Annotated in this window: 17 protein-coding genes; 16 read left to right on the top strand and 1 reads right to left on the bottom strand. The window is 71.1% G+C overall.

The features are described 5' to 3' along the window. Positions 1–183 precede the first annotated feature (183 nt). The 12 genes from ileS (at position 184) to ndk (ending at position 17860) form a co-directional block, all read left to right on the top strand. On the top strand, positions 184–3552 hold the full coding sequence (gene ileS, locus GVV75_RS04625) for an isoleucine--tRNA ligase (RefSeq protein ID WP_159813699.1): 3369 nt from the start codon (positions 184–186) through the stop codon (positions 3550–3552). Positions 3553–3984: 432 nt separating this feature from the next. Then, positions 3985–4854 carry a glycosyltransferase family 2 protein gene (locus GVV75_RS04620; protein ID WP_159718397.1) on the top strand — a complete coding sequence of 290 codons (870 nt, stop codon included), beginning with the start codon at positions 3985–3987 and terminating at the stop codon, positions 4852–4854. After that, the gene (locus GVV75_RS04615; protein WP_159718399.1) at positions 4854–6020 is read left to right on the top strand and encodes a glycosyltransferase family 4 protein; all 1167 of its coding nucleotides are present in this window, start codon (positions 4854–4856) and stop codon (positions 6018–6020) included. Before GVV75_RS04620 ends, GVV75_RS04615 begins: the two co-directional genes overlap by 1 nt. 69 nt (positions 6021–6089) lie before the next feature. After that, positions 6090–7235 (top strand): glycosyltransferase, encoded by a 1146-nt coding sequence (locus tag GVV75_RS04610; protein ID WP_159718401.1) that lies wholly within the window; start codon positions 6090–6092, stop codon positions 7233–7235. After that, positions 7219–8556 carry an O-antigen ligase family protein gene (locus GVV75_RS04605; RefSeq protein WP_159718403.1) on the top strand — a complete coding sequence of 446 codons (1338 nt, stop codon included), beginning with the start codon at positions 7219–7221 and terminating at the stop codon, positions 8554–8556. Before GVV75_RS04610 ends, GVV75_RS04605 begins: the two co-directional genes overlap by 17 nt. After that, a complete protein-coding gene (locus GVV75_RS04600; RefSeq protein ID WP_235925273.1) occupies positions 8553–9152 on the top strand; it encodes an acyltransferase in 600 nt (199 codons plus the stop codon). The genes GVV75_RS04605 and GVV75_RS04600 overlap by 4 nt, the downstream gene beginning before the upstream one ends. After that, positions 9149–10627 carry a lipopolysaccharide biosynthesis protein gene (locus GVV75_RS04595; RefSeq protein WP_159718405.1) on the top strand — a complete coding sequence of 493 codons (1479 nt, stop codon included), beginning with the start codon at positions 9149–9151 and terminating at the stop codon, positions 10625–10627. The genes GVV75_RS04600 and GVV75_RS04595 overlap by 4 nt, the downstream gene beginning before the upstream one ends. A 232-nt stretch (positions 10628–10859) precedes the next feature. Next, positions 10860–12323 carry a polysaccharide biosynthesis tyrosine autokinase gene (locus tag GVV75_RS04590; protein WP_159813697.1) on the top strand — a complete coding sequence of 488 codons (1464 nt, stop codon included), beginning with the start codon at positions 10860–10862 and terminating at the stop codon, positions 12321–12323. Beyond that, complete coding sequence (locus tag GVV75_RS04585; RefSeq protein WP_159524403.1) at positions 12320–13789, top strand: sugar transferase; 1470 nt, start codon at positions 12320–12322, stop codon at positions 13787–13789. The genes GVV75_RS04590 and GVV75_RS04585 overlap by 4 nt, the downstream gene beginning before the upstream one ends. Positions 13790–13971: 182 nt before the next feature. Further along, positions 13972–15294 (top strand): UDP-glucose dehydrogenase family protein, encoded by a 1323-nt coding sequence (locus GVV75_RS04580; protein WP_159813695.1) that lies wholly within the window; start codon positions 13972–13974, stop codon positions 15292–15294. 82 nt (positions 15295–15376) lie between these two features. Further along, on the top strand, positions 15377–17308 hold the full coding sequence (locus tag GVV75_RS04575; protein WP_159813693.1) for a bifunctional folylpolyglutamate synthase/dihydrofolate synthase: 1932 nt from the start codon (positions 15377–15379) through the stop codon (positions 17306–17308). 120 nt (positions 17309–17428) lie between these two features. After that, entirely contained in the window at positions 17429–17860 is a 432-nt protein-coding gene (ndk, locus tag GVV75_RS04570) for a nucleoside-diphosphate kinase (protein ID WP_159813691.1), read from the top strand. A gap of 102 nt (positions 17861–17962) precedes the next feature. On the opposite strand, the gene GVV75_RS04565 is transcribed toward ndk, so the two are convergent. After that, complete coding sequence (locus tag GVV75_RS04565) at positions 17963–19438, bottom strand: L,D-transpeptidase family protein (RefSeq protein WP_159524407.1); 1476 nt, start codon at positions 19436–19438, stop codon at positions 17963–17965. A gap of 330 nt (positions 19439–19768) precedes the next feature. Between GVV75_RS04565 and gatC the strand changes: the two genes are divergently transcribed. The 4 genes from gatC to GVV75_RS04545 all read left to right on the top strand — a co-directional run bounded on the left by gatC (position 19769) and on the right by GVV75_RS04545 (position 24736). Beyond that, positions 19769–20074, top strand: coding sequence for an Asp-tRNA(Asn)/Glu-tRNA(Gln) amidotransferase subunit GatC (gene gatC / locus GVV75_RS04560; protein WP_159524408.1), 306 nt, complete (start codon positions 19769–19771; stop codon positions 20072–20074). Then, positions 20071–21615 (top strand): Asp-tRNA(Asn)/Glu-tRNA(Gln) amidotransferase subunit GatA, encoded by a 1545-nt coding sequence (gene gatA, locus GVV75_RS04555; RefSeq protein ID WP_159524409.1) that lies wholly within the window; start codon positions 20071–20073, stop codon positions 21613–21615. The genes gatC and gatA overlap by 4 nt, the downstream gene beginning before the upstream one ends. Next, positions 21612–23108 carry an Asp-tRNA(Asn)/Glu-tRNA(Gln) amidotransferase subunit GatB gene (gene gatB, locus GVV75_RS04550; RefSeq protein WP_159524410.1) on the top strand — a complete coding sequence of 499 codons (1497 nt, stop codon included), beginning with the start codon at positions 21612–21614 and terminating at the stop codon, positions 23106–23108. Before gatA ends, gatB begins: the two co-directional genes overlap by 4 nt. 242 nt (positions 23109–23350) lie before the next feature. Then, positions 23351–24736: an NAD-dependent malic enzyme gene (locus GVV75_RS04545; RefSeq protein WP_159813689.1), complete on the top strand. Its 1386-nt coding sequence runs from the start codon at positions 23351–23353 to the stop codon at positions 24734–24736. Positions 24737–25234: the final 498 nt, after the last annotated feature.

The following is a 25234-nucleotide window of genomic DNA, read 5'->3' as shown; positions in this document are numbered from 1 at the left end:
GCCCGTCACAGCTGATGATGAAGCGGTCGCACCGCGCGCGGCCCTGGGCCGGGCGCGGAGCGGCAAGCGAGGTGGTACCGCGGTGCGGCCCCGCCGACCCGGGAGCCCCCGGGCGGTGGGCGTCGGCGTCGTCCTCGTGAGTCCCGTCCACCCGGATGTTCACGAGCGAAAGACGCGAGGCACATGGCTGAGCAGACCCAGGCGAGCGCCACCGCCCACACCGGCGCCGCCTTCTACCCCCTGCACCGAGACGGCGAGCGGGTCGACCCCTCCCCGTCCTTCCCCGCACTGGAGCAGGAGACCCTGGCCTACTGGAAGGCGGACGACACCTTCGCCGCCTCCGTCGAGGTCCGCCCCGCCCACGACGCGGGCGGGCACTCCAACGAGTTCGTCTTCTACGACGGCCCGCCCTTCGCCAACGGCCTGCCCCACTACGGGCACCTGCTGACCGGATACGTCAAGGACGCCGTCGGCCGCTTCCAGACCCAGATGGGCCGCCGCGTCGAGCGCCGCTTCGGCTGGGACACTCACGGCCTGCCCGCCGAGCTCGAGGCCCAGCGCCTGCTCGGCATCGACGACATCTCCGAGATCACGCGCCCCGGCGGCCTCGGCATCGAGGCCTTCAACGCCGAGTGCCGCACCTCCGTGCTGCGCTACACCGAGGAGTGGGAGGACTACGTCACCCGCCAGGCGCGCTGGGTCGACTTCGGCCACGACTACAAGACCCTCGACCCCACCTACATGGAGAGCGTCCTGTGGGCCTTCAAGACCCTCTACGACAAGGGCCTGGCCTACCAGGGATACCGCGTGCTGCCCTACTGCTGGCACGACCGCACGCCCCTGAGCAACCACGAGCTGCGCATGGACGACGACGTCTACCAGGACCGCCAGGACAACACGGTCACCGTGGGCATGCCGCTGACCGAGGCGATCCTGGACGGCGCCCCCGAGCTCGTCCTCATCTGGACGACGACCCCCTGGACCCTGCCGTCCAACCTCGCCGTCGCCGCGGGGCCGGACGTCGACTATGCCGTCGTCGAGGTGCCCTCTGGACTCGATTCCCCCCTGGCCGGCCGCCGCGTCATCCTGGCCGAGGCGCTCGTGGGCTCCTATGCCAGGGAGCTGGCCGCCGAGGGCGTCGAGCCCGCCGTCCTGGCCCGCCTGAAGGGCTCCGAGCTGGTGGGGCGCCGCTACCACCCGATCTTCGACTACTTCGATGACGACGCCCACCGCGCCCAGGGCGCCGCCCCGGGCCCGAACGGCTGGACGATCATCGCTGGCGACTACGTCACCACCGAGGACGGCACCGGACTGGTCCACATCGCCCCGGCCTTCGGTGAGGACGACATGCTCGTGTGCCAGGAGGCCGGGATCGGCGCCGTCATCCCCGTCGACGACGGCGGCGCGTTCACCTCCGAGGTCCCCGACTACGCCGGGATGCAGGTCTTCGACGCCAACAAGCCGATCATCGTCGACCTGCGCGACGGCTCCGGGCCGCTGAGGGGCCGGGACGAGGCCGCCCGGCCCGTCCTCGTGCGCCAGGCCTCCTACGTGCACAGCTACCCGCACTGCTGGCGCTGCCGCAAGCCTCTCATCTACAAGGCGGTCTCCTCCTGGTTCGTGCGGGTCACCGCCATCAGGGACCGCATGGTGGAGCTCAATCAGGAGATCACCTGGACTCCCGCCCACATCAAGGACGGCATCTTCGGCAACTGGCTCGCCGGGGCCCGCGACTGGTCGATCTCGCGCAACCGCTACTGGGGGGCCCCGATCCCCGTGTGGGTCTCGGACGACCCCGCCTACCCGCGCACCGATGTCTACGGCTCCTTCGCCGAGCTGGAGGCCGACTTCGGCGTCGAGGTCACCGACCTGCACCGCCCCTTCATCGACACCCTCACGCGTCCCAACCCGGACGACCCCACGGGCAAGTCGATGATGCGCCGCATCCCCGACGTCCTGGACTGCTGGTTCGAGTCCGGCTCCATGCCCTTCGCCCAGGTCCATTACCCCTTCGAGAACGTCGACTGGTTCGAGTCGCACAACCCCGGGGACTTCATCGTGGAGTACATCGGGCAGACCCGCGGCTGGTTCTACACCCTCCACGTGCTGGCCACCGCCCTGTTCGACCGCCCCGCCTTCACCTCCTGCGTCTCCCACGGCATCCTCCTGGGTGACGACGGCGCGAAGATGAGCAAGTCCCTGCGCAACTACCCCGACGTGTCCATGGTCTTCGACCGCGACGGCGCCGACGCCATGCGCTGGTTCCTGCTGTCCAGCCCCGTCGTGCGAGGGGGCAACCTCGCGGTGACCGACAAGGCCATCCGCGACACCGTGCGCCAGGTCCTCCTGCCCCTGTGGAACACCTGGCACTTCTTCGCCCTGTACGCCGGGCAGATGAACGACGGCAAGGGGTACGTCAGCCCCGGCGTGGACCTGTCCGACACCGCCCTGTTCGGGCGCAAGGGCTCCCTGCACGTTATGGACCGCTACATCCTGGCCCGGGCGCGCGACCTGGCCGAGACCGTGGGCGCCCAGATGGGCTCCTACGAGATCACCGGCGCCACGGTGACCATCCGCGACTTCCTCGACGTGCTCACCAACTGGTACCTGCGCGCCTCGCGCTCGCGGTTCACTGACGACGACCCCGCCGTCGCCCGGCCCGCCTTCGACACCCTGGCCACCGTGCTGCGCGTCCTGACCGAGGTCATGGCGCCGCTCGCCCCGCTGGTGAGCGAGGAGGTCTGGCGGGGGCTGACGGGCGGGCGCTCTGTCCACCTGACCGACTGGCCCGTCCTGCCCGCCCACGTCGCCGACCCGGCCCTCGTGACCGCCATGGACGAGGCCCGCGACGCCGTCTCCGCGGCCCTGGGCCTGCGCAAGGCCGAGAAGCTGCGCGTGCGCCAGCCGCTGCGCTCCCTGCTCATCGCCACCGCGCAGCCCGAGGCACTGGCCCCCTTCGCCGATCTCATCGCCGAGGAGATCAACGTCAAGGCGGTCCGCGTCCTCGACGCCGCCAACGCCGGCTACGAGCTGCGCGAAGAGCTCTCCCTCAACCCGAGGGCCTTCACCCCCGAGGTCCGCAAGCTCACCTCCAAGCTCTTCGCCGCCGTCAAGGCGGGGGAGTGGGCCCTCACCGAGGATGGCGACGTGCGCTTCGACGGCGTGACGATCGATGGCGCGCCCGTGGTCCTGGAGGCGGAGGAGGCCTCCTTCACCCTCACCCAGCGCATCGAGGTCGACGACGACGCCTTGAGCGCCACCGTCCTGGCCTCCGGCGCCTTCGTGGTGCTGGACACCGCTCTCGACGAGGAGCTTGAGGCCGAGGGCTGGGCGCGCGACCTCATCCGCCTCGTCCAGGACGAGCGCAAGGCCGCCGGTCTCCACGTGGGCGACCGGATCCGCCTGACCCTGACGGTCCCCGAGGACCGGGGCGCCTGGACGGGAGCGCACCTCGCCCTCATCAAGGCCGAGACCGGCTGCGTGGACGCCTCGGTCGTCACCAGCCCCTCGGCGGGGCGGCCCAGCGCCGTCGTCGTCCGGAGCGAGGGCTAGCGCTGACCAAGAGCGCGGCCCGCTCCCCGGAGCCGGGCCGCGCCATGATGAGCCGCGGGGGCGGCCGACCGCATGATCGCGGCCGGCCGCCCCCGCCGTATTCAGCGCGCGCAGGGCACTCGATGAATTCTGGGAAAACTCTGGGAATGTGCACGGAATACTCTGATGTCGGACATGTTTATGTAGTGATCCATCTCTCGGGGGTTCCGTCGAAGGTCCATATTCCATTGACACCTTTGGGTGGTCTCACTAGCCTGACAAGCGTGTTCAATTCAGCCGTGATCATTTCGTGATTGAAATGTTCGACTCGACATACCTCAGTGAGACGGTGTTCGTCCCGGCCGATTCCCCGCGCTCCGCGGCTGATTCGCGAGCCCTCTCCAACCCTGCTGAGTTAAGTCGAGATCCCGTCTTCATGCTCAAAGGAAATCGATGGCCCAGGACAACCCCACCGGCGTTCCCACCCCTACTGGCGTGGCACTGCGCGCGACGAGGCCGGGGGCCCGTCCGGAGCGCCGCCCGGCGGATCCATCGAGCGGGGGAGCCCCGCTGGTATCCGTGATCGTCCCCTCGTTCAACTCCGAGGGCCATGTCGCCGAGACGATCCGCAGCGTCCTGGCCCAGACCGTGGCGGACCTGGAGATCATCGCCGTCGACGACGCCTCAACGGACTCCACCGTCACCATCCTCACCGGCCTGGCGGCGCAGGACCCCCGGATCACCGTCCTGGTGCAGGAGGAGAACCAGGGCGTCGCCAAGGCGAGGAACCGCGGGCTGGAGGCGGCCCGGGGGCGCTACATCGCCTACCTCGACTCCGACGACCTATGGGCGCCCACCAAGCTGGAGCGGCAGATCGCCTTCATGGGGAGGGTCAAGGCAGGGGTGTGCATCACCTCCTACGAGACCATCGAGGAGGACGGCGAGCACCGGAACTACGTCCACGTGCCCCGGTCCTTCACTTACGAGAAGTTCCTCAAGAACACGATGACCTGCACGCTCTCCGTGGTTTTCGACACCACCATCGTCGATCGCTCCCTCCTGGTCATGCCGGACCTGCGCCGCGGGCAGGACGCCGCCACCTGGCTGCAGGTGATGAAGCGGGGCCACCGCTTCCACGGCCTGGACGAGTGCCTCGCCAAGTACAGGAAGACGGCGGGATCCCTGTCCTCCAACAAGATCAAGGCGGTCAAGCGCACCTGGCACCTCTACAGGGAGGTTGAGCGCCTGCCCCGCCCCTACGCGGCCTACTGCCTGGCCTGGCAGTTATCCCACGCGATGGTCCGACGCCGGAGGAGCTCCTGATGAGAAGACGGATGGCCGCGCTGGTCTCCCTCACGGGCGCCGCCACCGCGGTCGCTGGGATCAGGGCCCTCCGAGGCCGCCCCTCCCGCCGGGCGGGCGGGGCGGCGGAGCGCCGCATCGGCATCATGGGCCGGATCGACCTCGGTGAGACGATGGTCGACGGCCAGACCGTCAAGACCCGAGTGGTCTACCGCCACCTCGCCGACCGCTTCGGCGCTGGCGCCATCCGCACCGTCGACACCCTCGACTACCGCCACCACCCCCTGCGGGTGGCCAAGGACGCGGCCCGCTGCCTGGCCGTGTGCGACGACGTCGTTGTGCTCCTGTCCGACAATGGCCGCCGCTTCTTCTTCCCCGTGCTCGCCCTGGCCGCCTCGGCGCGAGGCACGCGCGTCTTCCACAACCTCATCGGGGGGCGCCTCGCCGACGACATCGAGCGCGATCCCTCGGGCCGCCTGGTGCGCTACCTCAACGCCTTCCAGGTCAACTGGGTGGAGAGCCGGGCCCTCGTGGCCCGCCTGGCCGAGCTCGGCGTGCGCAACGCCGCCTACCTGCCCAACTTCAAGGACCTCGATGCCGGCGAGGCCCGCCTCGACGCGCCCACGGGGCGCCCCGCCCGCCTGTGCACCTTCTCCAGGGTGGTCCCGGGCAAGGGCATTGAGAACGCCGTGCGCACCGTGGCCCGCCTCAACGAGGACGCGGGCGCCGCCGGGCCTGTGGCCGTGCTCGACATCTACGGGCCGGTCGACGAGGACTACGAGGAGGCCTTCCGTGCCCTGATCGAGAGCGCCCCCCACGCGCGCTACATGGGCGCCGTCAAGCCCGAGCAGGGCGTGGCGACCATCCGGGACTACCATGCTCTGCTCTTCCCCACCGAGTTCTGGGGCGAGGGGATCCCCGGCACCATCGTCGACGCCATGGGCGCGGGACTGCCCGTCATCGCCAGCCACTGGGCCTTCTACTCCGAGATGCTCACCGACGGCGTGACGGGGCTCGGCTACGACTTCGAGCGCCCCGAGGAGCTCCGCCCGACCATCGAGTCCTTCCTCGCCCTGCCCCGCCAAGAGGTTGAGGCCATGCGCCGCGCCATGCACGAGCGCGCCGAGGCCTACACCGCCGACGCGGTCTTCGAGCGGATCGCCGAGGCCCTCACCGCCCACCCATGAGACGCGCCCCACTCCGACCCCGCGCATCCCGCCCCCGAACCACCCACGGATCACAAGGACCCCCACCGAATGACACGCACGCAGCCCGACGGCTCGCAGCCGGCCGCGCGATCGCAGCCCGCCATGCGCATCATGCTCGTCACCCACGGGCTGGGCACCGGGGGCGCCGAGATGATGGTCCTCAACCTCGCCCGCGAGCTCAAGCGCGCCGGGCACCCCGTGCTCGTGGCCTGCCTGGGCTCGGGGGGCACTGACATCGCCGACGCCCTGCGCGATGCGGGCGCGCGCGTGGAGGCGCTGGGCAAGAGGAAGGGGCCGGACCCCCGTGTCATCGCCGGGCTGCGGCACCTCATCCACGAATTCCGGCCCACCGCCATCCACACCCACCAGCCGGTCCTCGCCTACGTCCTGCCCGCCGTGCGCCTGAGCGGGGCCCGCCCCCGCCTCATCCACACCGTCCACTCCGTGGCCACCCATGAGACCCGCCTGCCCGCCCTGCGGCGCCTCAACCGCTACGCCTTCCGCCACGGGGTCGTGCCCGTCGCGCTGGGCGAGGAGGTCCGCGACTCGATCTGCCGCGAGTACCGACTCGCCCCCGAGGGCGTCCCCGTGGTCCGCAATGGCGTGGACGTGGGCGCCTTCGCCTGCGAGCGCGACCTCGATGCCCCCGGTGCCCGGCGGCGCGCCCCGCGCCTGCTGTGCGTGGCCCGGCTCGCGCCGGTGAAGAACCACGCCCTTCTCCTCGACGCCGTCGCCGCCCTGGCCCGCGCCGGGCGCGACGCCAGCCTCACCCTCGTGGGCGACGGGCCCCTCGCGGCCGATCTCGACCAGCGCGCCAGGACCCTCGGAATCGCCGACCTCGTCCGCTTCGCGGGCCCCCAGCGCGACCCCGCCCCCTTCTACGCCGAGGCCGACATCTTCGCGCTGGCCTCCGAGCACGAGGGCCTGCCCATGAGCGTCATCGAGGCCATGGCGGCCGGCCTGCCCGTCGTGGCCACGGCGGTCGGGGGAGTGCCCAGCATCGTCGCCGATGGCGTCAATGGCGCCCTCGTCAACCCCCGCGGCCCCCAGGCCGCCCAGGAGATCGCCGCCGCCGTGGCCAGGATCTGGGAGGACCCAGAGTTCTACGGCCGACTCAGCCGCGCGGCGCTCGCCACGGCGGAGGACCACTCCGCACGAGCCATGATGGAGGCCTACTGTGACCTCTACCGCTGAGATGATCACCAGAACCGGTTCCCGGCGCCCGCGGCCCCGATGGGGCGACGGCGCCGCGACCGGCACGGCCGGCGCCCTCAAGGAGGCCCTCGTCGGCTTCGCCCGGCGCTGCTACCCACTGCGCTACCTCGGGCTCATGATGATCTGCGGGATCCTCATGAAGCCGAGCCTGGTCGATGAGAGCGCGTCCCTGGCCCCCCTGGTCAAGGCCCTCACCGCCGTCATCTTCCTCGGGCTCGTCCTAGCCCACCTCGCCCGCCGGGCGGCCCTGTCGGCCACGCTGACGCTCTTCATCCTCTACCGGCTCGCCTACCTGCCACCCACGCTGCTGGGCGATGGCGACCTGCTCAACTGGGGCTACGCCTCCGTCGCCCAGGTGAGCGTGCTCATGGTCATCGAGTTGTACGTCGGCGCCGATGAGGACTCGCGCAGGCGGCTCCTGAGGGTCCTGACCGACCTCCTCCTGCTCTACCTCATGGTCAACGCCGCGATGATCCTCCTGGGGATCTCCAAGGACGCGGCCGCGGGCGCCCAGTTCTCCCAGCCCTCCTACCTCCTGGGCATCCGCACCAGGGTCACCGACACGATCTTCCCGGCCACGATGCTGGCGTTCCTCTACGACTCGACCTCACCCAGGCGCTGGGGCTGGCGCTCAGTGATCGCCGTGGGCTCCGGCCTGCTCCAGATCGCCTCCCTCCATGTGGCCACGGCCCTGGTGGGCACCGCCATCGCGGCCATCACCTACGTCGTGATCGCCCTGAGGCCCCACGGGCGGGGCCTGCTGTCCATGAGGGCCGTCACCGTGGGCGGGCTCGTCATCACGCTGCTCGTCGTGGTGGCCCGAATCCACCTCCTGTTCACCTCCCTCATCGAGGGCGCCCTGGGCAAGTCGCTCACGCTGACCGGGCGCACGGACATCTGGGACTCCGCCCTGCCGATCCTCGCGGACTCCCCGCTGCTGGGCCACGGCATCAACCACGAGTTCGGCAGGTTCGTCCCCGGCGCCGACGGCGGCCTGTGGCAGGCCCACAACCAGTACCTGCAGATCATGCACGACGGCGGGCTGATCGCCGTGGGCCTCTTCGTCGCCCTGCTGTGGGTGGCCAGCGCCCGGATGGACCGCTCGAGTTGCGACCCGCGCGCCCGTGCCGCCTTAACCTCCGTCTACGCGGCGATGTCGGTGATGGCTGTCAGCGAGATCTACATCTACAACATGGCCCTGTTCATCCTCATCCCCTTCCTCGCCAGCCGGGTCCCCGAGCTGACAGGCGGCCCTCGCGCCGCCGAGACCGGCCCCATCGATAGGAGCGCCGTGCGATGAGCCTGCCCTCACGAGTGATCCATGGCGCGCGACGCCGCCTGTCCGCCTCCCAGTTCCGCCGCGCCTCCTCGGCCGGGGCGCTGCGCGCCGGCGAGGACCTGCGCCTGGGCTCCTTCGCCCGCTGCTCCGCCGGCTCCACGCGTGCCCCCTCCGTGACCATCGGAGATCACGTCTTCCTCGACGCCACCCTCATGACGCGAGGCGCGGGATCCATCTCCATCGGCTCCCACTGCTGGATCGGCGGGGCGGGGGCCACCCTCATCGGCGCCGTCGAGTCGATCCGCATCGGCTCCGACGTCATCATCTCCACGCACGCCCACATCTTCGACCACAACAGCCATCCCACTGATCCCGAGGCCCGCCTGCGCATGACGCGGGGCGAGCACGGCGGGCCCCTGTGGGACTGGACCGAGGCCGACGCCGCCCCCGTGGTCATCGAGGACAACGTGTGGATCGGGGAGTACACGATGGTGCTCAAGGGGGTGACCATCGGACGCGGCTCGGTGGTGGCCGCGCACGCCGTCGTGACCAAGGACGTGCCGCCCTACTCGATCGTCGCGGGCAACCCCGCCCGGGTCGTCAAGAGGCTGCGGTGAGAAGGATCCTGCCCCGCCGCGCCACCGGCAGCGCCGTCGACTCCCTGCTCCTGGCCAGTGTCAAGATCGTGACGCTGGGCTCGACCATGGCCAACACCATGATTCTGTCGCACAGCCTGTCGCTGACCGACTACGGCACCTACGCGCAGGGCGTGCTCCTGGTGACCATCTGCTCGGACTCCACCATCCTGGGGATGGCCGACGCCGTCAACTACTTCTTCAACCGCGGCGGGAAGCGGCGCCTCTCGCGGGCCTACGTGCGCGCCATCGTCATGATCCAGATGGCCGTGGGCCTGGTGACCGCCCTGGCGATGATCCTCGCCCAGGGCGCCATCGGCGACTACTTCTCCAACCCCCTGCTGCCCCCGCTCATCATCCTGCTCATGGCGCGGCCCATGCTCACGAACATGACCAGCGTCTTCCAGGTCCTCATCGTCTCGATCGGGCAGGCGCGGGTCATCGCGATCCGCAACCTCGTGCTGGCGGCGCTGAAGTTCATCGCCGTCCTCGTCACGGCCACCATCACCTCTGACCTGGCGATCCTGTTCGCGATGCTCCTCGCCCTCGACGCGGCGTCCCTTCTGTGGTTCTGGAACGGCTTCAGGCGCTGGCAGTACCCCGTGTGGCCGTCGCTGCCCAACTGGCGCCGCATCCGCCAGATCCTGGGGCTCGCCCTGCCCATGGGTGTCTACGTGCTGACGGCCACCCTCATGAGGCAGATCGGCGCGCTGGTCATCGGCTTGAACGAGCCCACCGAGCGCTACGCCGTCTACTCCAACGCCTCCATGGTCCTGCCCCTGGACCTCATCTCCGCCTCCTTCCTCACCGTCATCGTGCCGATCGTCACCCGCTACATCGGCGCCGACCAGAAGGAGCGTATCCGCGAGCTCTTCCGGCACTACCTGGCCGTCGGCTACCTGACCACCGGCACCTTCGCCGTGGCCTGCCTCGTGGTCGCCCCCGAGGTCGTGCAGGTCCTCTACGGCGCCCGCTACCTCGATGGCCTGGCCGTCTTCTGCCTCTACCTCGTCACCGCCATGGTGCGCTTCGCCAGCCTCTCGCTCATCCTGTCCGCCGCCGGCAGGACCCGCGCGCTCATGGCGGTCTCCCTGGTCGCCGTCGCCGCCAACGCGGCGCTGTGCCCCGCGCTCTACGCCCTCATCGGCTTCATCGGGCCGGCCGTGGCCTCCGTCGTCGTCAACGCGGTGATGACCTGGGCCCTCCTGCGCCTGAGCCTGAAGGAGATCGAGGGGAGCCTGCGCTCGGCCTTCGACCCCCACGACCTGGCCCTCTACGTCTTGAGCGCGCTGGCGGCCGCGGCCGCGGGCGCCGGGGCGCGCTGGGCGCTGCTCTCGATCGGCGCCCCCGTGCCCGTGATCGCGGTGGTCGTCTTCGCCGCCGTAACCGCGGCGGTGCTCGCCCTCAACCGGAGATCCCTCATGGGCTCGCTGCGCGCGATCAACGCGATGAAGTGATGGCCCGCTCCGGCAGGGCCTGGACAACCGATGCGGCCGGCGCCAGTGCCACGACGAATACGACCGACATGACCGACATGACCGACATGACCGATAACGACCGAAGTGATCCCCGAGCAGGAAGGCTCCACATGTGTGACGCAACACGATGGCCCGGCGCGGCCTCGCCCCACGGCATGGCACCGGCCTGGGCCGGCGCGCCCGGCCGCCTCACGGGGGAGGGGGCCCGCTGATGACTCTCGAAGACCTCCTCCTGCTCGCCAGGCGCTCCTGGCGCGTCCTCGCCATCGGCGTCCTGGTGGGCGGGCTCCTCGCGGCCGGCGCGGCCCTGCTCGGCCCCCGGTCATACACCGCCACCTCCATCGCCTACGTCAAGGTGGACGCCTCGATCGCCGCCGCGAAGAACAACCCGACGAGCTACCAGCTCGTCGCCGCCCAGCTGGCCGAGCGCAAGGCGAAGTCCCTCCTGCCGGTCATCACCTCCGAGACCGTGGCCCAGGGGGTGATCGACTCCCTCAGGCTCGCGGGCACGACGCCCACCGCCCTGGCCGACTCCATCAAGGCCAAGCACGTCGCCGGCGCGGACACGGTGGTCGTCGAGGCCACCGCCGACACGCCCGAGCGGGCCCGCAGGATCGCCGATGAGACCGTCCGGCAGTCCAACCAGGAGTTCGCCGCGCTCAACGGCGAGGACATCCCCGTCGGGGTTGAGCTCATGACCTCCGCCGAGTTGCGCGCCGCCCCGCGGTCGCCGTCGATCATGCTGCTCCTGGGGGCCGGCCTCCTCGGGGGTCTCGTCGCCTCCTACCTGGGCGTCCTCGTGGTCGAGGTGCTCAACAAGCGCGTGCGCGGCGCCGGCGAGGCCCTGGCCGTCCTCGACTCGCCGGTCCTGGGAGCCCTGCCGCACTCCGACCTCATCCGCAACGGAGCCGACGCCTCCGACCCGGCCATCGAGGAAGAGCTGCGCAAGTTGCGCACCAACTTCATCCGCGCCACGGCGACCGCCGGGCGCAGCACCGTCATCTCATCGGCCGTCCGGGCCGAGGGGCGCACCACCATCACGGTGGGTCTGGCCCGGGTCCTGGCGATGTCCGGGCACCGCGTCGTCCTCATCGAGGGGGATCTGCGCGCCCCGTCCCTGGCCTCCGTCCTGGGGGTGGACGGCCGCCGCGCCGGCCTTGCCCAAGTGCTCGCCGGCGCCGCCGCCGTCGAGGACGCGCTCGTGCGCACCTCCATGCCGGGGCTGTCCGTCATCCCCGCCGGGGCCCTGCCGGGCAACCCCTCCGAGCTCCTGGGCTCGTCCCGGATGACCGAGCTGTTGGAGAGCCTGTCCGCCGATGCCATCGTCCTCATCGACTCCCCGCCGACATCGCAGGCCACCGACGCCGCGGTACTGGCGGCCCAGGCCGACGGCGCCCTCATCGTGGTCTCCACCGGCACCACCACCAGCGCCCAGCTGCGCCAAACCGCCCAGGCCCTTGAGCAGGGCGGCGGCAGGATCCTCGGCGTCGTCCTCAACGCCGTCAACAAGCGGGGCTTCCTCGACGGCGGCCCGGTGGACGCCCTGATTCCCGGTGGCGCGAGCCGAGCCGACGGCGCGCGCGGGGCGATCGGCTCGGGCGCCCCCGCGCCCGCGATCCCGGCCCGCGGCAACGGTCCCGCGGGGCTCCTCAGCGACCGATCGGCGGAATCATGATCCAGTCATCCTCCTTCAGCGCCGTCCCGACGGCCTCCGAGGCATGGAGGAGGAGAGCCTTCTTCCGCCGGGGCCTTCGCGCCGGGGACCTGGCGATCATCCTCCTGGTCGTCGCGTGCGTGGAGAGGCTCTGCCATGTCACCGGCCACGAGCGCATCGGCAGCGGCGTCATGCCCGCCCTCGTGACGCGGGCCCTGCTCATCGCGGCGGTCGCCGTGGCCTGGGGGCTGCTGCTGACTAAGGCCGACGTGTACCGCGACCGGGTCCTGGGCCACGGCGCCACCGAGTACAAGCGCGTGGTGTGGGCCACCGTCCTGGAGTTCGCCGGGTTCTCGATCCTGGGCTACATGGTGGGGGTTCGGATGCCCACCGCCCACCTGGTGGCCGCCCTGGCGATCTCGATCGTGGCCCTCCTGGCGTGGCACTGGGCGGCCCGGCGCCGCCTCATCCGCCTCGCCGCCGCGGGGAGCCTCGCGCAGCCCGCCTACGTCGTCGGATCGGTCGGAGCCGTGGCCTCGGCGATCTCCGAGCTCACCCGGCAGCCGGGGCTCGGCCTGCAGATCCGGGGGGCCTTCGTCTCCGACGAGGCCGCCCTCGACGCGCACCCCGACCTCCCCGTGCCCGTCATCGGGCGAGTGAGCAGCCTGCAGGAGACGGTGGAGAGCTCTGAGGGGATCGCCGTCGTCGTCGCGGAGGACTCCGGGCTCACCTCCGCCATGATCCGCAGGCTGAGCCAGTCCCTCGGCTCCGAGGGGCGCCTCATCATGCTGCCCCCGCTCCTGCAGATCGCCAGCTCGCGGCTGTGGATGCGCTCGGCCAGGGGGCTGTCCGCCATCGAGATCCAGCAGCCCCGCGTCGACGTGGCGCACTCGCCGCTCAAGCGCTCCACGGACATCTTCGCCTCCGTGCTGATCATCATCCTGCTGGTGCCCGTGTGGCTCATCGTCCCGCCCCTGATCTGGATGCAGGACCGCGGCCCGATCCTCTTCCGCCAGACCCGCATCGGCCTGAACGGCAAGCCCTTCCAGATCTGGAAGTTCCGCTCCATGCGGATCAACGCCGACGCCGAGCTCGCCGGGCTCCTGCGCGAGCAGAACCGCACGGACAGCCCCCTGTTCAAGGTCGACAACGACCCGCGCATCACCCGCGTGGGCGCCTTTCTGCGGCGCACCTCCATCGATGAGCTGCCCCAGCTCTTCAACGTCCTGGCCGGATCGATGAGCCTGGTGGGCCCGCGCCCCCAGGTGGCCAAGGAGGTCGCGCTCTACGACGAGGAGGCCTCCCGGCGCCTGCTCGCCAAGCCCGGGATCACCGGGCTGTGGCAGGTCAGCGGCCGCTCCTCCCTCACCTGGGAGGAGGCCATCCGCCTCGACCTGTTCTACGTGGAGAACTGGACCCCCGGGATGGACCTGTGGATCCTGCTGCGAACCGTCAAGGCGGTCCTCCTCCTGGACGGCTCGGCCTGACCGACGGCCTCAGCCGGGCCGGGGCCCTGCCCGCGCCCGGCCCACTCACCTCCGCGTGGATTGCGGAGCCTCCCCTCATCCCGATGCCTCACCGCCATCAGCGCGCTCTCCCAGGCGCGCGGGGCACCACCGAATGATCCCAATGATCCGGCCCCGCGAGGGCTGGGAGGAGAGGAGCACGCATGCGCGTCTCGATGATCGGATGCGGCTATCTCGGCGCTGTTCACGCTGCGTCGATGGCCGAGATCGGGCACGACGTCGTGGGCATCGACGTCGATGAGGGCCGGATCAGCGCCCTCGCGGCCGGGAGGGCGCCGTTCTTCGAGCCGGGCTTCGAGGAGGTGCTCTCGCGCAACGTCGCCTCCGGCCGCCTCCGCTTCACCACCGACATCTCCGCCGCCGAGGGCTGTCAGGTCCACTTCATCGGTGTTGGGACGCCTCAGACGCCCTCTGGCGCCGCCGATATGACCTATGTGGACAGCGCCGTCGACGCCCTGGCGCCCCACCTGGGCGGGTTCCGCGGGGGCGTGGAGATCGTCGTCGGCAAGTCGACCGTCCCGGTGGGCACGGCGGCGCGCCTGGCCGAGCGCTTCGAGGCCGCGGGCGCCACCCTGGTGTGGAACCCCGAGTTCCTGCGCGAGGGCTTCGCGGTCAAGGACACCCTCGAGCCCGATCGCATGGTCTACGGCCTGCCTGCCGACCCCTTGCGGGCCGAGGCGGCCACCGCCGTCCTTGATGAGGTCTACGGCCCTATCCTCGCCACCGGCGTCAAGCGTCTGACCATGGATTACGCGACGGCGGAGCTGGTCAAGGTCAGCGCCAACTCCTTCCTGGCCATCAAGATCTCCTTCATCAACGCCGTCGCCCAGATCTGCGACGCCGCCGGCGGCGACGTCACCGCCCTGGCTGAGGCCATCGGCCTGGACGCGCGAATCGGCCACCGCTTCTTGCGCGCTGGCATCGGCTTCGGCGGGGGCTGCCTGCCCAAGGACATCCGGGCCTTCCAGGCCCGCGCCGCCGAGTTGGGCGCGGGCGACGCCCTCGCCATCCTCGACGAGGCGGACCGGGTGAACCTGCGGGCCCGTTCCCTCGTCCTCGACAAGGCCCGCCAGATGCTTGGTGACGGGCTCGACGGCGCCCGCGTGGCGATCCTGGGCGCCGCCTTCAAGCCCGACAGCGACGACATGCGCGACTCGCCCGCCCTCGAGATCGCGGGCCTGCTCGCCTCCGCCGGCGCGCGCGTGGCGATCACCGATCCCCAGGCCGGCGCCATCCTCGCCGAGCAGGACCGCGAGGGCCTGGAGGTGTGCGCCACCGCCGATGAGGCTCTGCACGACGCCGACCTGGCCGTGCTGGCCACGGAGTGGCGCCAGTTCACCTCCATCGACCCCGCGCGCGCGGCCTCCCTCATGCGCCGCGCCAACATCATCGACGGCCGCAACTCCCTTGACGCGGGGGCCTGGAAGGAGGCGGGCTTCACCTACACGGGGATGGGCCGGCGCTGAGGCCGCCCCGGGGCCAGTACAGTTGCCTCTCGCGGGCCGGCGCGGGCATGGCGCGGGACGCGGGCGATGAGGAGGACGAGTGATGACCCACCACCAGGGACCCGGGTCCGCGGCGAGCGCTGGGGGCCGGCCCGGCAGCGAGGGCGGGGCGCCCTCCCACCCGGGCGCGGCTTTCGGCATCCCCGCCCATGCCACCCCCGAGGAGGCCGTCGACGCCGTTTTCGGCGGTGGCGCCAGGGACGGGGGAGAGGGGATCGACCCGGCGCTCCTGCCCTATCTCGAGGCCGCCGACGCCCCCGCGGCCGGGTCGTCGGGCTCCGCGGCCGCGGGTCTCAGCCTCGCCGAGGCCCGCCAGGCCCGCGGGGAGAGGGCCGAGGCGCGATTAGCGGCCGAGGCCGAGGACCTGGCGGCCCTGCGCGAGCTCGTCGCCCACAACATGCTGGCCTCGGGCGACCCGGACGAGCTCGACGCGCTCCTGGCCGAGGTCGACGCCGACGACTCCGATGACTGGGAGTCCTGGGAACCCGTCCTGCCCGGCACTGGCGACGATCCCGACGGTGATCAGGACGAACCGGCGCGCGAGGGTGGTCCCGGCGCCGGGGACGCCCACCGCCGGGCCCTGCTGGCGGCCGCCCGCGGCGTCGAGGTGGGCGAGCGCATGCGGCAGGTCGAGGCCGAGATCCTCTCCCGCGCCCCCGAGCACCGCGTCCAGCCCTCCCTGGAGCGCATCGAGGCGGTCATGGACATCCTGGGCCACCCCGAGCGCGCCTACCGTGTCATCCACATCACCGGCACCAACGGCAAGACCTCGACCGCCCGCATGACTGAGCGGCTGCTGGCGGCCGCGGGCCTGCGCACCGGCCGATTCACCAGCCCGCACCTGGCCACGATCCGCGAGCGCATCAGCCTGGACGGCGAGCCCATCAGCGAGGAGGGCTTCATCGCCGCATGGGAGGACGTCGCCCCCTACATCGCGATGGTCGATGAGCGCTCCCTGGCCGATGGCGGCCCGAGGATGAGCTTCTTCGAGGTCCTCACCGTCATGGCGCTGGCGGCCTTCGCCGACCATCCCGTGGACGCCGCCGTCATCGAGGTCGGCATGGGCGGCACCTGGGACTGCACGAATGTCGTGGACTCCGATGTCGAGGTCATCACCCCCATCGGATTGGACCACGCCGCCTGGCTCGGGAGCACGATCCGCGAGGTCGCCCAGAACAAGGCGGGCATCATCAAGGACGGGGCCACCCTCATCACCTCGGTCCAAGTGCCCCAGGCGCAGGAGGTGATCGCCGCGGCGGCGGCTGAGCACCGGGTCGTGTGGCGCAGGGAACTCGATCCCGATGAGGACCCCGGCGAGCCGGGCGCCGGGGAGTTGAGCGTGCGCTCGCGCGAACTGGCCGTGGGCGGCCAGCTCGTCACGCTGGCCACGGCGGCCGCCGTCTACGAGGATGTCTTCGTGCCCCTCCATGGCGAGTACCAGGCGCATAACGCGCTGCTGGCGCTCGCGGCGGCCGAGGCCTTCTTCGGGGGGCGCGCCCTCCCACCGGTCCTCGTGGAGGAGGGCTTTTCCTCGACGACCTCCCCGGGGCGCCTGGAGGTCCTGCGCTCCTCCCCGACCGTCATCGTCGATGCCGGGCACAACCCGCACGGCGTGGCCGCGCTCATGCCCGCCATCGAGGAGGCCTTCGGCTTCAAGCATCTCGTCGCCGTCGTGGGCGCCATGGAGGACAAGGACGTCGAGGGCATCCTGTCGATCCTCGAGCCCGCCTGCGACGCCGTCGTCTGCGTGCCCATCGACTCCCCCCGAGCCATGGACGTCGAGGACCTGGGAGCCGTCGCCCGTGAGGTCTTCGGGCAGGACCGCGTCCAGGTGGCGCGGGCCCTGGCCGACGGGGTCGACCGCGCCGTCGCGCTCTCCGAGGGCGGGGACGGGCCGCTGACCGCCGCAGGCGTGCTGATCGTGGGCTCGGTGGTCCTGGCCGCCGAGGCGCGGGCCCTGTTCCGCCGCCCCTGAGCCCGCTGACGCGGTATCGTCGTTTCACCGCGGCGGCCGTGGCGACGGGGCCCGATCATCGGTCCCGCCCATGATCCCGCCGAGAGGCGCCCGACCACCATCGACCTCGAAGGACACCTCATGACCGCCTCACCCAGCCTCATCCTCATCCTCATCAAGCCCGACGGCGTGCGCCGCCGCCTCACCGGCGAGATCCTGCGCCGCATCGAGGCCAAGGGCTACGCCCTGACCGCCCTCAAGCTCCTCACCCCCACCGAGGAGGTCCTCGCCGCCCATTACGCCGAGCACGTGGAGCGCCCCTTCTACCCCGGGCTCGTGGAGTACATGACTTCCGGGCCGGTGGTCGCCGCTGTGGTGGAGGGCGATCGGGTCATTGAGGGCTGCCGCTCCCTCATGGGCACCACCGATCCGACGACTGCCGCGCCCGGCACCATCCGTGGCGACCTGGCCCGCGACTGGGGCACGGACGCCATGGAGAACCTCATCCACGGCTCGGACTGCGAGTCCTCCGCCGCCCGCGAGATCTCCATCTGGTTCCCCGAACTCGGCTGAGGCCCTCGCTCGCTCACACGGGAGCGATGGCGGCCCGCCCCTTCCGGGGCGGGCCGCCATCGCGCGGGGACGATCCGGGGTCGGCGGATCGGATCAGTGGCGTCAGTAGTGGCTGACCACGGTCGTGCCGTTTTCCGCCCAGGTGTACATCCACTGGGCCTCGTCAACGGGCATGTTGAGGCAGCCATGCGAGCCCGAGTAGCCGAAGGACGAGCGCCACGGGGCGCCGTGGAAGGCGTACCCGCTGTAGAAGTAGCTCACCCAGGGCACGCCCTCGGTGACGTACTCGGAGCCATCGGCGTTCTGACCGCGCATCGTCTGCGTCTCGTACTTGAGGTAGACGTGGAAGGTGCCGGTGACCGTGGGCGTCTCCGCGGCGCCATCGACGATCGAGACGGGCCCGCGCACGACGGTCGCCCCCTCGTAGGAGGTCACCGTCTTGGTGGAGAGGTTGACATCCACCCATTTCTCGTTGGGGGCGGCCTGGTAGACGAGGCTCTCGGCGCCGTCGGCGATGGTCCGCTGCGTCCACTTCTCCTCGCCGACCTGCATCTCGAAGGCCCCGGAGTAGCCGGTGCCCTTGCCTAGGGCCTCGGAGATCGAGGTGGACAGGGCGTCGGCGTTCTTGACCGTCTGGCTCTTGACCGCCTCGACGGGGGTCGCCACGACATCGCCCTTGGAGTTGACGTTCCTCGTGCCCTGGACCCCGTCGATGTTCTCCTCGCTGGCCTGAGCGGCCACCCAGGACGAGACCTTGGTGGAGTCGATCGACAGCGTCGGGGCGGCGTCATCGCTCGTGGACACGGTGATCCAGGAGGCCTTGGTGGAGGCGTCGGGGCTGTAGGAGTTCTTGCCGGAGGCGTCGGAGATCGTCACGTCCTGGCTGATCCAACTGTTCGCCTTATCCGCCACGGCCTGGGCGTCCGCGTCCGAGACCGTGGGCGGCTGGGTGGTCATCGACACGGAGGCGCTGGCGGGGGACAGGGATGAGGCGGCCTCGGCGCCGGCCCGGGCCAGGGGGGCGGGGTCGATGCTCGTCCCGGGCACCGCCGGCTTCACCGTGAAGGAGGTTCCGTCCTCGTTGAGCCCGATCTCCGCGTTGCGCGCGCGGACCTTGTCGGCGGGGATGAGCGAGGAGGCGTAGGCGTCGGTGACGGCGGCGTCGGTGGTCGTGACCACGGGCAGGTCCTCGGATGAGAACAGCGCGCTCAGGCGGTCCCCGGCGCTGGCGCCGCGCTTGAGGGCGGCGTCGGCCGTCGCGCCCGCGTCCACGGTGATGCCGAGGTCCGCCAGCGTCGCGGTGGCGGTCGCGTCCCCGGACACCGTGACCGTGGCCGACTCTGACTTCGAGGCGATCATCGAGGAGATCTCGTCGCGCGTCATGCCCGACACGTCGGTCCCCGCGATCGCGGTTCCGGGGACGGCGCGGTCCGCGTAGTGGCTCGTGTAGGCGTAAGCGCCCGTGCCCGCGCCGCCCACGAGCAGCAGAAGCCCCAGCCCGGCCCACAGGGGCCAGCGGCGATGGCGCTTGGGCGCCGCCGCCTCGGAGCCGTTGTCCAGAAGAGTGCCTCCGGTCATCACAATGCCTTCGATCGTGCCCGCCCCGTGGGCCCCCTCCTTGGGGAGGGGAGGGGCGCGCTGTCCCTGTCCGGCCCCGCGCGCGCAGGACCAGCCATGAAACCATCACACGACACCGCGTTGTCGAAGTCAACGCCCTTGGCCGCGAGTTCCCTGTGAGATCTCTTAACGGCCGCGAGAACCCGCGGGTCATGAGGCTCCCGCGGGTACTCCTCCCCGCCCCCCGATGCCAGTGGGCGGACGGGGTCGGCCGCGCGGTGCGGTCAGGGAGAGGCTCGCAAGACTCCCCATGGGCGCGCTGCCGGCAGCGGCACGACTAGACTCCTGCCCATGTCTGCCATTTCCTCCGCCGAGGTCGCGCGGGTCGCGGCGCTCGCGCGAGTGGCCCTGACCGATGAGGAGGTGACGCGCCTGGCCGGTGAGCTGGACGCCGTCGCCTCCTCCTTCGCCCGGGTCACCTCCGTTGTCACCCCCGATCTGCCGGCTACCTCCCACCCCGTGCCGCTGACCAATGTCCTGCGCGAGGACGTCCCCGGCCCGACGCTCGACGTCGACGAGCTCCTCGCCAGCGCCCCCGCGGCCGAGGACTCCATGTTCCTCGTGCCCCAGATCCTCGGAGAGGAGTCCGGCTCATGAGCGAGGCCCGTTCCCTGCCTGCCCTCATCCGGGCCACCGCCGCCGAGCAGGCGGCGGCCCTGGCCAGCGGCGAGGTGAGCTCTCGCGAGCTCACCAGCGCCCACCTGGAGCGCATTAGCGCCGTCGACGGGGCCGTCGGGGCCTTCCTCGACGTCGACGCCGACAAGGCCCTGGCCGACGCCGACGCGGCCGACGCCGCCCGCGCCGCCGGGCGGGACGGCGAGCCCCTGAACGAGCTCGCCGGCGTGCCCGTGGCCGTCAAGGACCTCTTCGCCACCCGCGGGCAGGCCACCACGGCGGCCTCCAGGATCCTTCAGGGATGGGTCCCGCCCTACGACGCCACGGCCGTGACCGCGCTGCGCGAGGCGCGCCTGCCGATCCTGGGCAAGACCAACCTCGACGAGTTCGCCATGGGCGGCTCCACCGAGCACTCCGCCTTCAAGCGCACCGCCAACCCGTGGGACCTCGGGCGCATCCCAGGGGGCTCCTCCGGCGGCTCGGCCGCCGCGGTGGCCTCCTATGAGGCGCCGCTGGCCCTGGGCACCGACACCGGTGGCTCGATCCGCCAGCCCGCCGCCGTCACCGGCACCGTCGGCGTCAAGCCCACCTACGGCACGGTCTCGCGCTTCGGCGTCATCGCGATGGCCTCCTCCCTGGACACTCCCGGCCCCATGGCCCGCACCGTCCTGGACACGGCCCTCCTGCACGACATCGTCGGCGCGCACGACCCGCTGGACTCCACCTCGCTGGCCGACGCCCCCCGGGGCATGGCCGCCATCGTCCGCGCCGCCCGGGCCGGGCGGGACCTGACGGGCCTGCGCGTGGGCGTCATCTCCGAGCTCGACGGCGGTGAGGGCTACGATCCCGGCGTCATGGACTCCTTCCACGGCGCCCTGGCCCTGCTTGAGGCGGCCGGCGCGTCCGTGGAGGCCGTCAGCCTGCCCCATCTGGAGTACGCGCTCGACGCCTACTACCTCATCATGCCCGCGGAGGCGTCCTCCAACCTCGCCCGCTACGACGGCATGCGCTACGGCCTGCGCGTCGAGCCCGCCAGCGGCCCCGTCACCGCCGAGACCGTCATGGCCGCCACCCGCGGCGCGGGCTTCGGCGACGAGGCCAAGCGACGCATCATCCTGGGCACCCACGTGCTCTCCGCGGGCTACTACGACGCCTACTACGGGTCCGCGCAGAAGGTCCGCACCCTCGTCCAGCGCGACTTCGCCTCCGCCTGGGAGCGCACTGACGTGCTGGTCTCCCCGACGGCGCCGATCACCGCCTACCGCTTCGGGGAGAAGGACGATCCCCTGGCGATGTACAAGCTGGACGTCACGACGATCCCGGCCAATCTCGCGGGCATCCCGGGCATGAGCCTGCCCTCGGGGCTGAGCGGGGGCCTGCCCGTCGGCTTCCAGATCCTGGCGCCGCAGCGCGCCGACGACCGCCTCTACCGCGTCGGCGCGGTCCTGGAGGCGGCCCTGGAGGAGAGCTGGGGCGGGCACTTGCTGGCCCAGGCCCCCGAGCTGGAGGAGGAGCAGCGATGAGCGATACCCTGATGGACTACGACGAGGCCGTGCGCCGCTACGACCCGGTCATCGGCCTGGAGGTGCACGTCGAGCTCGGCACCGCCACGAAGATGTTCGACGCCGCCCCCAACGCCTTCGGCGGGGAGCCGAACTCCCGCGTCACCCCCACCTCCGTGGGCCTGCCCGGCGCGCTGCCCGTGGTCAACAAGCGGGGCGTGGAGTACGCGATCCGCATCGGCCTGGCGCTGGGCTGTGAGATCGCCGAGTCCTGCCGCTTCGCGAGGAAGAACTACTTCTACCCCGACCTGGCCAAGGACTTCCAGACCTCCCAGTCCGATGAGCCCATCGCCTTCGACGGCGCCCTGGAGGTCGAGCTCGAGGACGGCGCGCTGTTCACCGTGCCCATTGAACGCGCCCACATGGAGGAGGACGCCGGCAAGAACACCCACATCGGCGGCGCCGACGGCCGCATCGAGGGCGCAAGTCACTCCCTGGTGGACTACAACCGCGCTGGCGTGCCACTGGTGGAGATCGTCTCCCGCCCGATCATCGGCGCCGGGTCCAGGGCACCGGAGGTGGCCGCCGCCTACGTGCGCTCCCTGCGCGACATCTTCCGGGCCCTCGGGGTCAGTGAGGCCCGCATGGAGCGCGGCAACGTGCGCGCCGACGTCAACGTCTCCCTGCGCGAGGGCCCGGACGCGCCACTGGGCACCCGCACCGAGACGAAGAACGTCAACACCTTCCGCGGGATCGACGCCGTCATCCGCTACGAGATCTCCCGCCAGGCCGCCATCCTGGCCAGCGGGGGCCAGGTTCTCCAGGAGACGCGCCACGGTCAGGCCGACGGCACCACGCGCGCCGGACGCGTGAAGTCCGATGCCGACGACTACCGCTACTTCCCCGAGCCCGACCTCGTCCCGGTGGCCCCCAGCCGGGAGTGGGTCGAGGAGATCCGCGCCGCCCTGCCCGAACTCCCCGCGGCGAAGCGCCGCCGCCTCAAGGCCGAGTGGGGCCTTAGCGACTCCGAGATGCGCGACGTCGTCAACGCCGGCGCCCTGGGGCTCATCGAGGCGACCGCCCAGGCCGGCACCACCGGCCAGGCCGCCCGCAAGTGGTGGATGGGCGAGCTCGCCCGCGCCGCCAAGGAGCAGGAGACCGCGCTGGAGGAATTGGCGATCACCCCGGCCCAGGTGGCCGAGCTCCAGGGGCTCGTGGACTCGGGGCGCCTGACCGACAAGCTCGCCCGGCAGGTCCTGGCCGGTGTGCTCGCGGGCGAGGGCGATCCTGAGGCCGTCGCTTCCGCCAGGGGCCTGGAGGTCGTCTCCGACGAGTCCGCGCTCACGGCCGCCATCGATGAGGCGCTGGCCGCGCAGCCCGACGTCGCCGACAAGATCCGCGGCGGCAAGGTCCAGGCCGCTGGCGCGATCGTGGGCGCTGTCATGAGGGCCACTAAGGGCCAGGCCGATGCCAAGCGCGTGCGCGAGCTCATCATGGAGCGCGTCCAGGGCTGAGGCCCGAGCCCCTGACCCCATCGGTGCCCTGGCGCCCGCCCCTCGGGGCGCGCGCCAGGGCACCTCTTATGGAGGGGCGGCTCGCGGGGGAGGGCTGGGGAATCAGACAAGCGCGGGTCCTCTTGCCTGACGGTGGCGCCGGATCCTATGGGCGAGGCGAGGAGGATAGTCTTCGGCCGAATCATTCCCACCCCAGGCGGTCGGCGAGTGGCGCCGATGGACACCGCCTCGAAGGAGCCAGCATGGTCCAGCCCAGTCCCAGTTACACCGTGGCCCTGCACATGGAGGTCCCCGCGTCCCAGCGGGTCGTCGCGAAGTTGGTGAACACCGCCACCGCGACCGGCGCCGTCGTCACCGGCGTCGACGTCTCGGACTCCGACGGCGACCGCCTCGTCGTCGACCTGACCGCCGACACCCGTGACTCCGTGCACCGCGGCGAGCTCGTCAAGGCGCTGAGCGCCATCGACGGCGTCATCGTGGACAACGTCGGGGACTCGACCTTCCTGGCCCACGTGGGAGGCAAGATCGAGATCTCCTCGAAGTACCCGGTGCGCAACCGCCGCGACCTCGCCCGCGTCTACACCCCCGGCGTGGCCCGCGTCTGCAAGGCCATCCACGACCACCCCGAGCGGGCCCGCAAACTGACCATCAAGAAGAACACCGTCGCCGTGGTCACCGATGGCACCGCGGTGCTCGGCCTGGGGGACATCGGCCCGGCCGCCGCGATGCCCGTCATGGAGGGCAAGGCCATCCTTTTCAAGCAGTTCGGCGGTGTCGATGCCTGGCCCGTCGCCCTGGACACGAAGGACCCCGAGGAGATCATCGCGATCTGCAAGGCCATCGCCCCGGCCTACGGCGGCATCAACCTCGAGGACATCGCCGCCCCCAAGTGCTTCGACATCGAGGCCCGCCTGCGCGAGGAGCTGGACATCCCCGTCTTCCACGACGACCAGCACGGCACCGCGGTCGTTACGCTCGCCGCGCTTATCAACGCGCTCAAGGTGGTCGGCAAGCGTATCGAGGACGTGCGCATCGTCCTGTCCGGCGTGGGCGCGGCGGGCAGCGCCATCGCCAAGCTCCTCATGGCCCATGGCGCCACGGACATCGTGGGCTACGGGCGCACCGGCGCCCTGCACAGCGGGGACACCGAGGGCATGAACGAGCACCGCAAGTGGCTCGCCGAGAACACTAACCCCCGAGGGGTGACCGGCACGCTCAAGGAGGGCCTCGTCGGCGCCGATGTCTTCATCGGCGTCTCGTCCGGCAACCTGCTGGCCCCCGAGGATCTGGACGTCATGGCCGACGGTGCCATCGTCTTCGCGATGGCGAACCCGACCCCCGAGGTCGATCCGATCGGCGCCGCCGACCACGTCAGCGTCGTGGCGACGGGCCGCTCGGACTTCCCCAACCAGATCAACAACGTCCTGGCCTTCCCTGGCCTGTTCCGGGGCCTACTCGACACGGGGATCACCAACATCTCCACCGAGTTGCTCCGCGCCGCCGCCACCGGCATCGCCTCGGTGATCAGCGACGATGAGATCAGCCCCGTCTACATCATCCCCAACGCGTTCGACACGCGCGTGGCCGACGCCGTGGCCGCAGCCGTGCGCCGCTTCGCCGAGGACTGAGGCGCGAGGCGCGCATCCAAGGCGACCGTGGGTGGGGCGCCGGGCCAGGGGGCCCGGCGCCCCACCCACGTGCGATCGAGCTGGCGGGCGCCGTGATGGCACCGTGCTGGAACCGTGCCGGCATCGTGCCGACGCCGGCACGCGCTGACGGGGCGCACCCGGGCGCAACCGGATCCCGAATCGGATGTGTTCTGCCTCATGCCCGGAGGATTTGACCTTTCGGGGAGGTCGCAGGCTAAAGTTCTCTCCGTCGCCGAAAGGGCCTGAGGCCCTCAAGGGCGGCATCGGAGATTACATATCGGAGCGATACGGGAGATGAGGATCACGAATCCTCGATTTGACCGAAAAATATCGATTCGTTAATATTCTCCCCGCGCCTTCTTGTGATGGTGGCCCTGTTGTGGGGTTGTTGTTGTGGGGTGGGTGTGTTGTTTGAGAACTCGATAGCGTGTCATGCTTGTTTATGTCTTGTTTTTTGTTTGGCCTGTGCTGCTGCTG

Origin of the sequence: Actinomyces sp. zg328, assembly GCF_009829635.1 — a bacterium.
Lineage (GTDB): Bacteria > Actinomycetota > Actinomycetes > Actinomycetales > Actinomycetaceae > Actinomyces > Actinomyces marmotae.
This window is presented reverse-complemented; position numbering and strand designations above follow the sequence as displayed.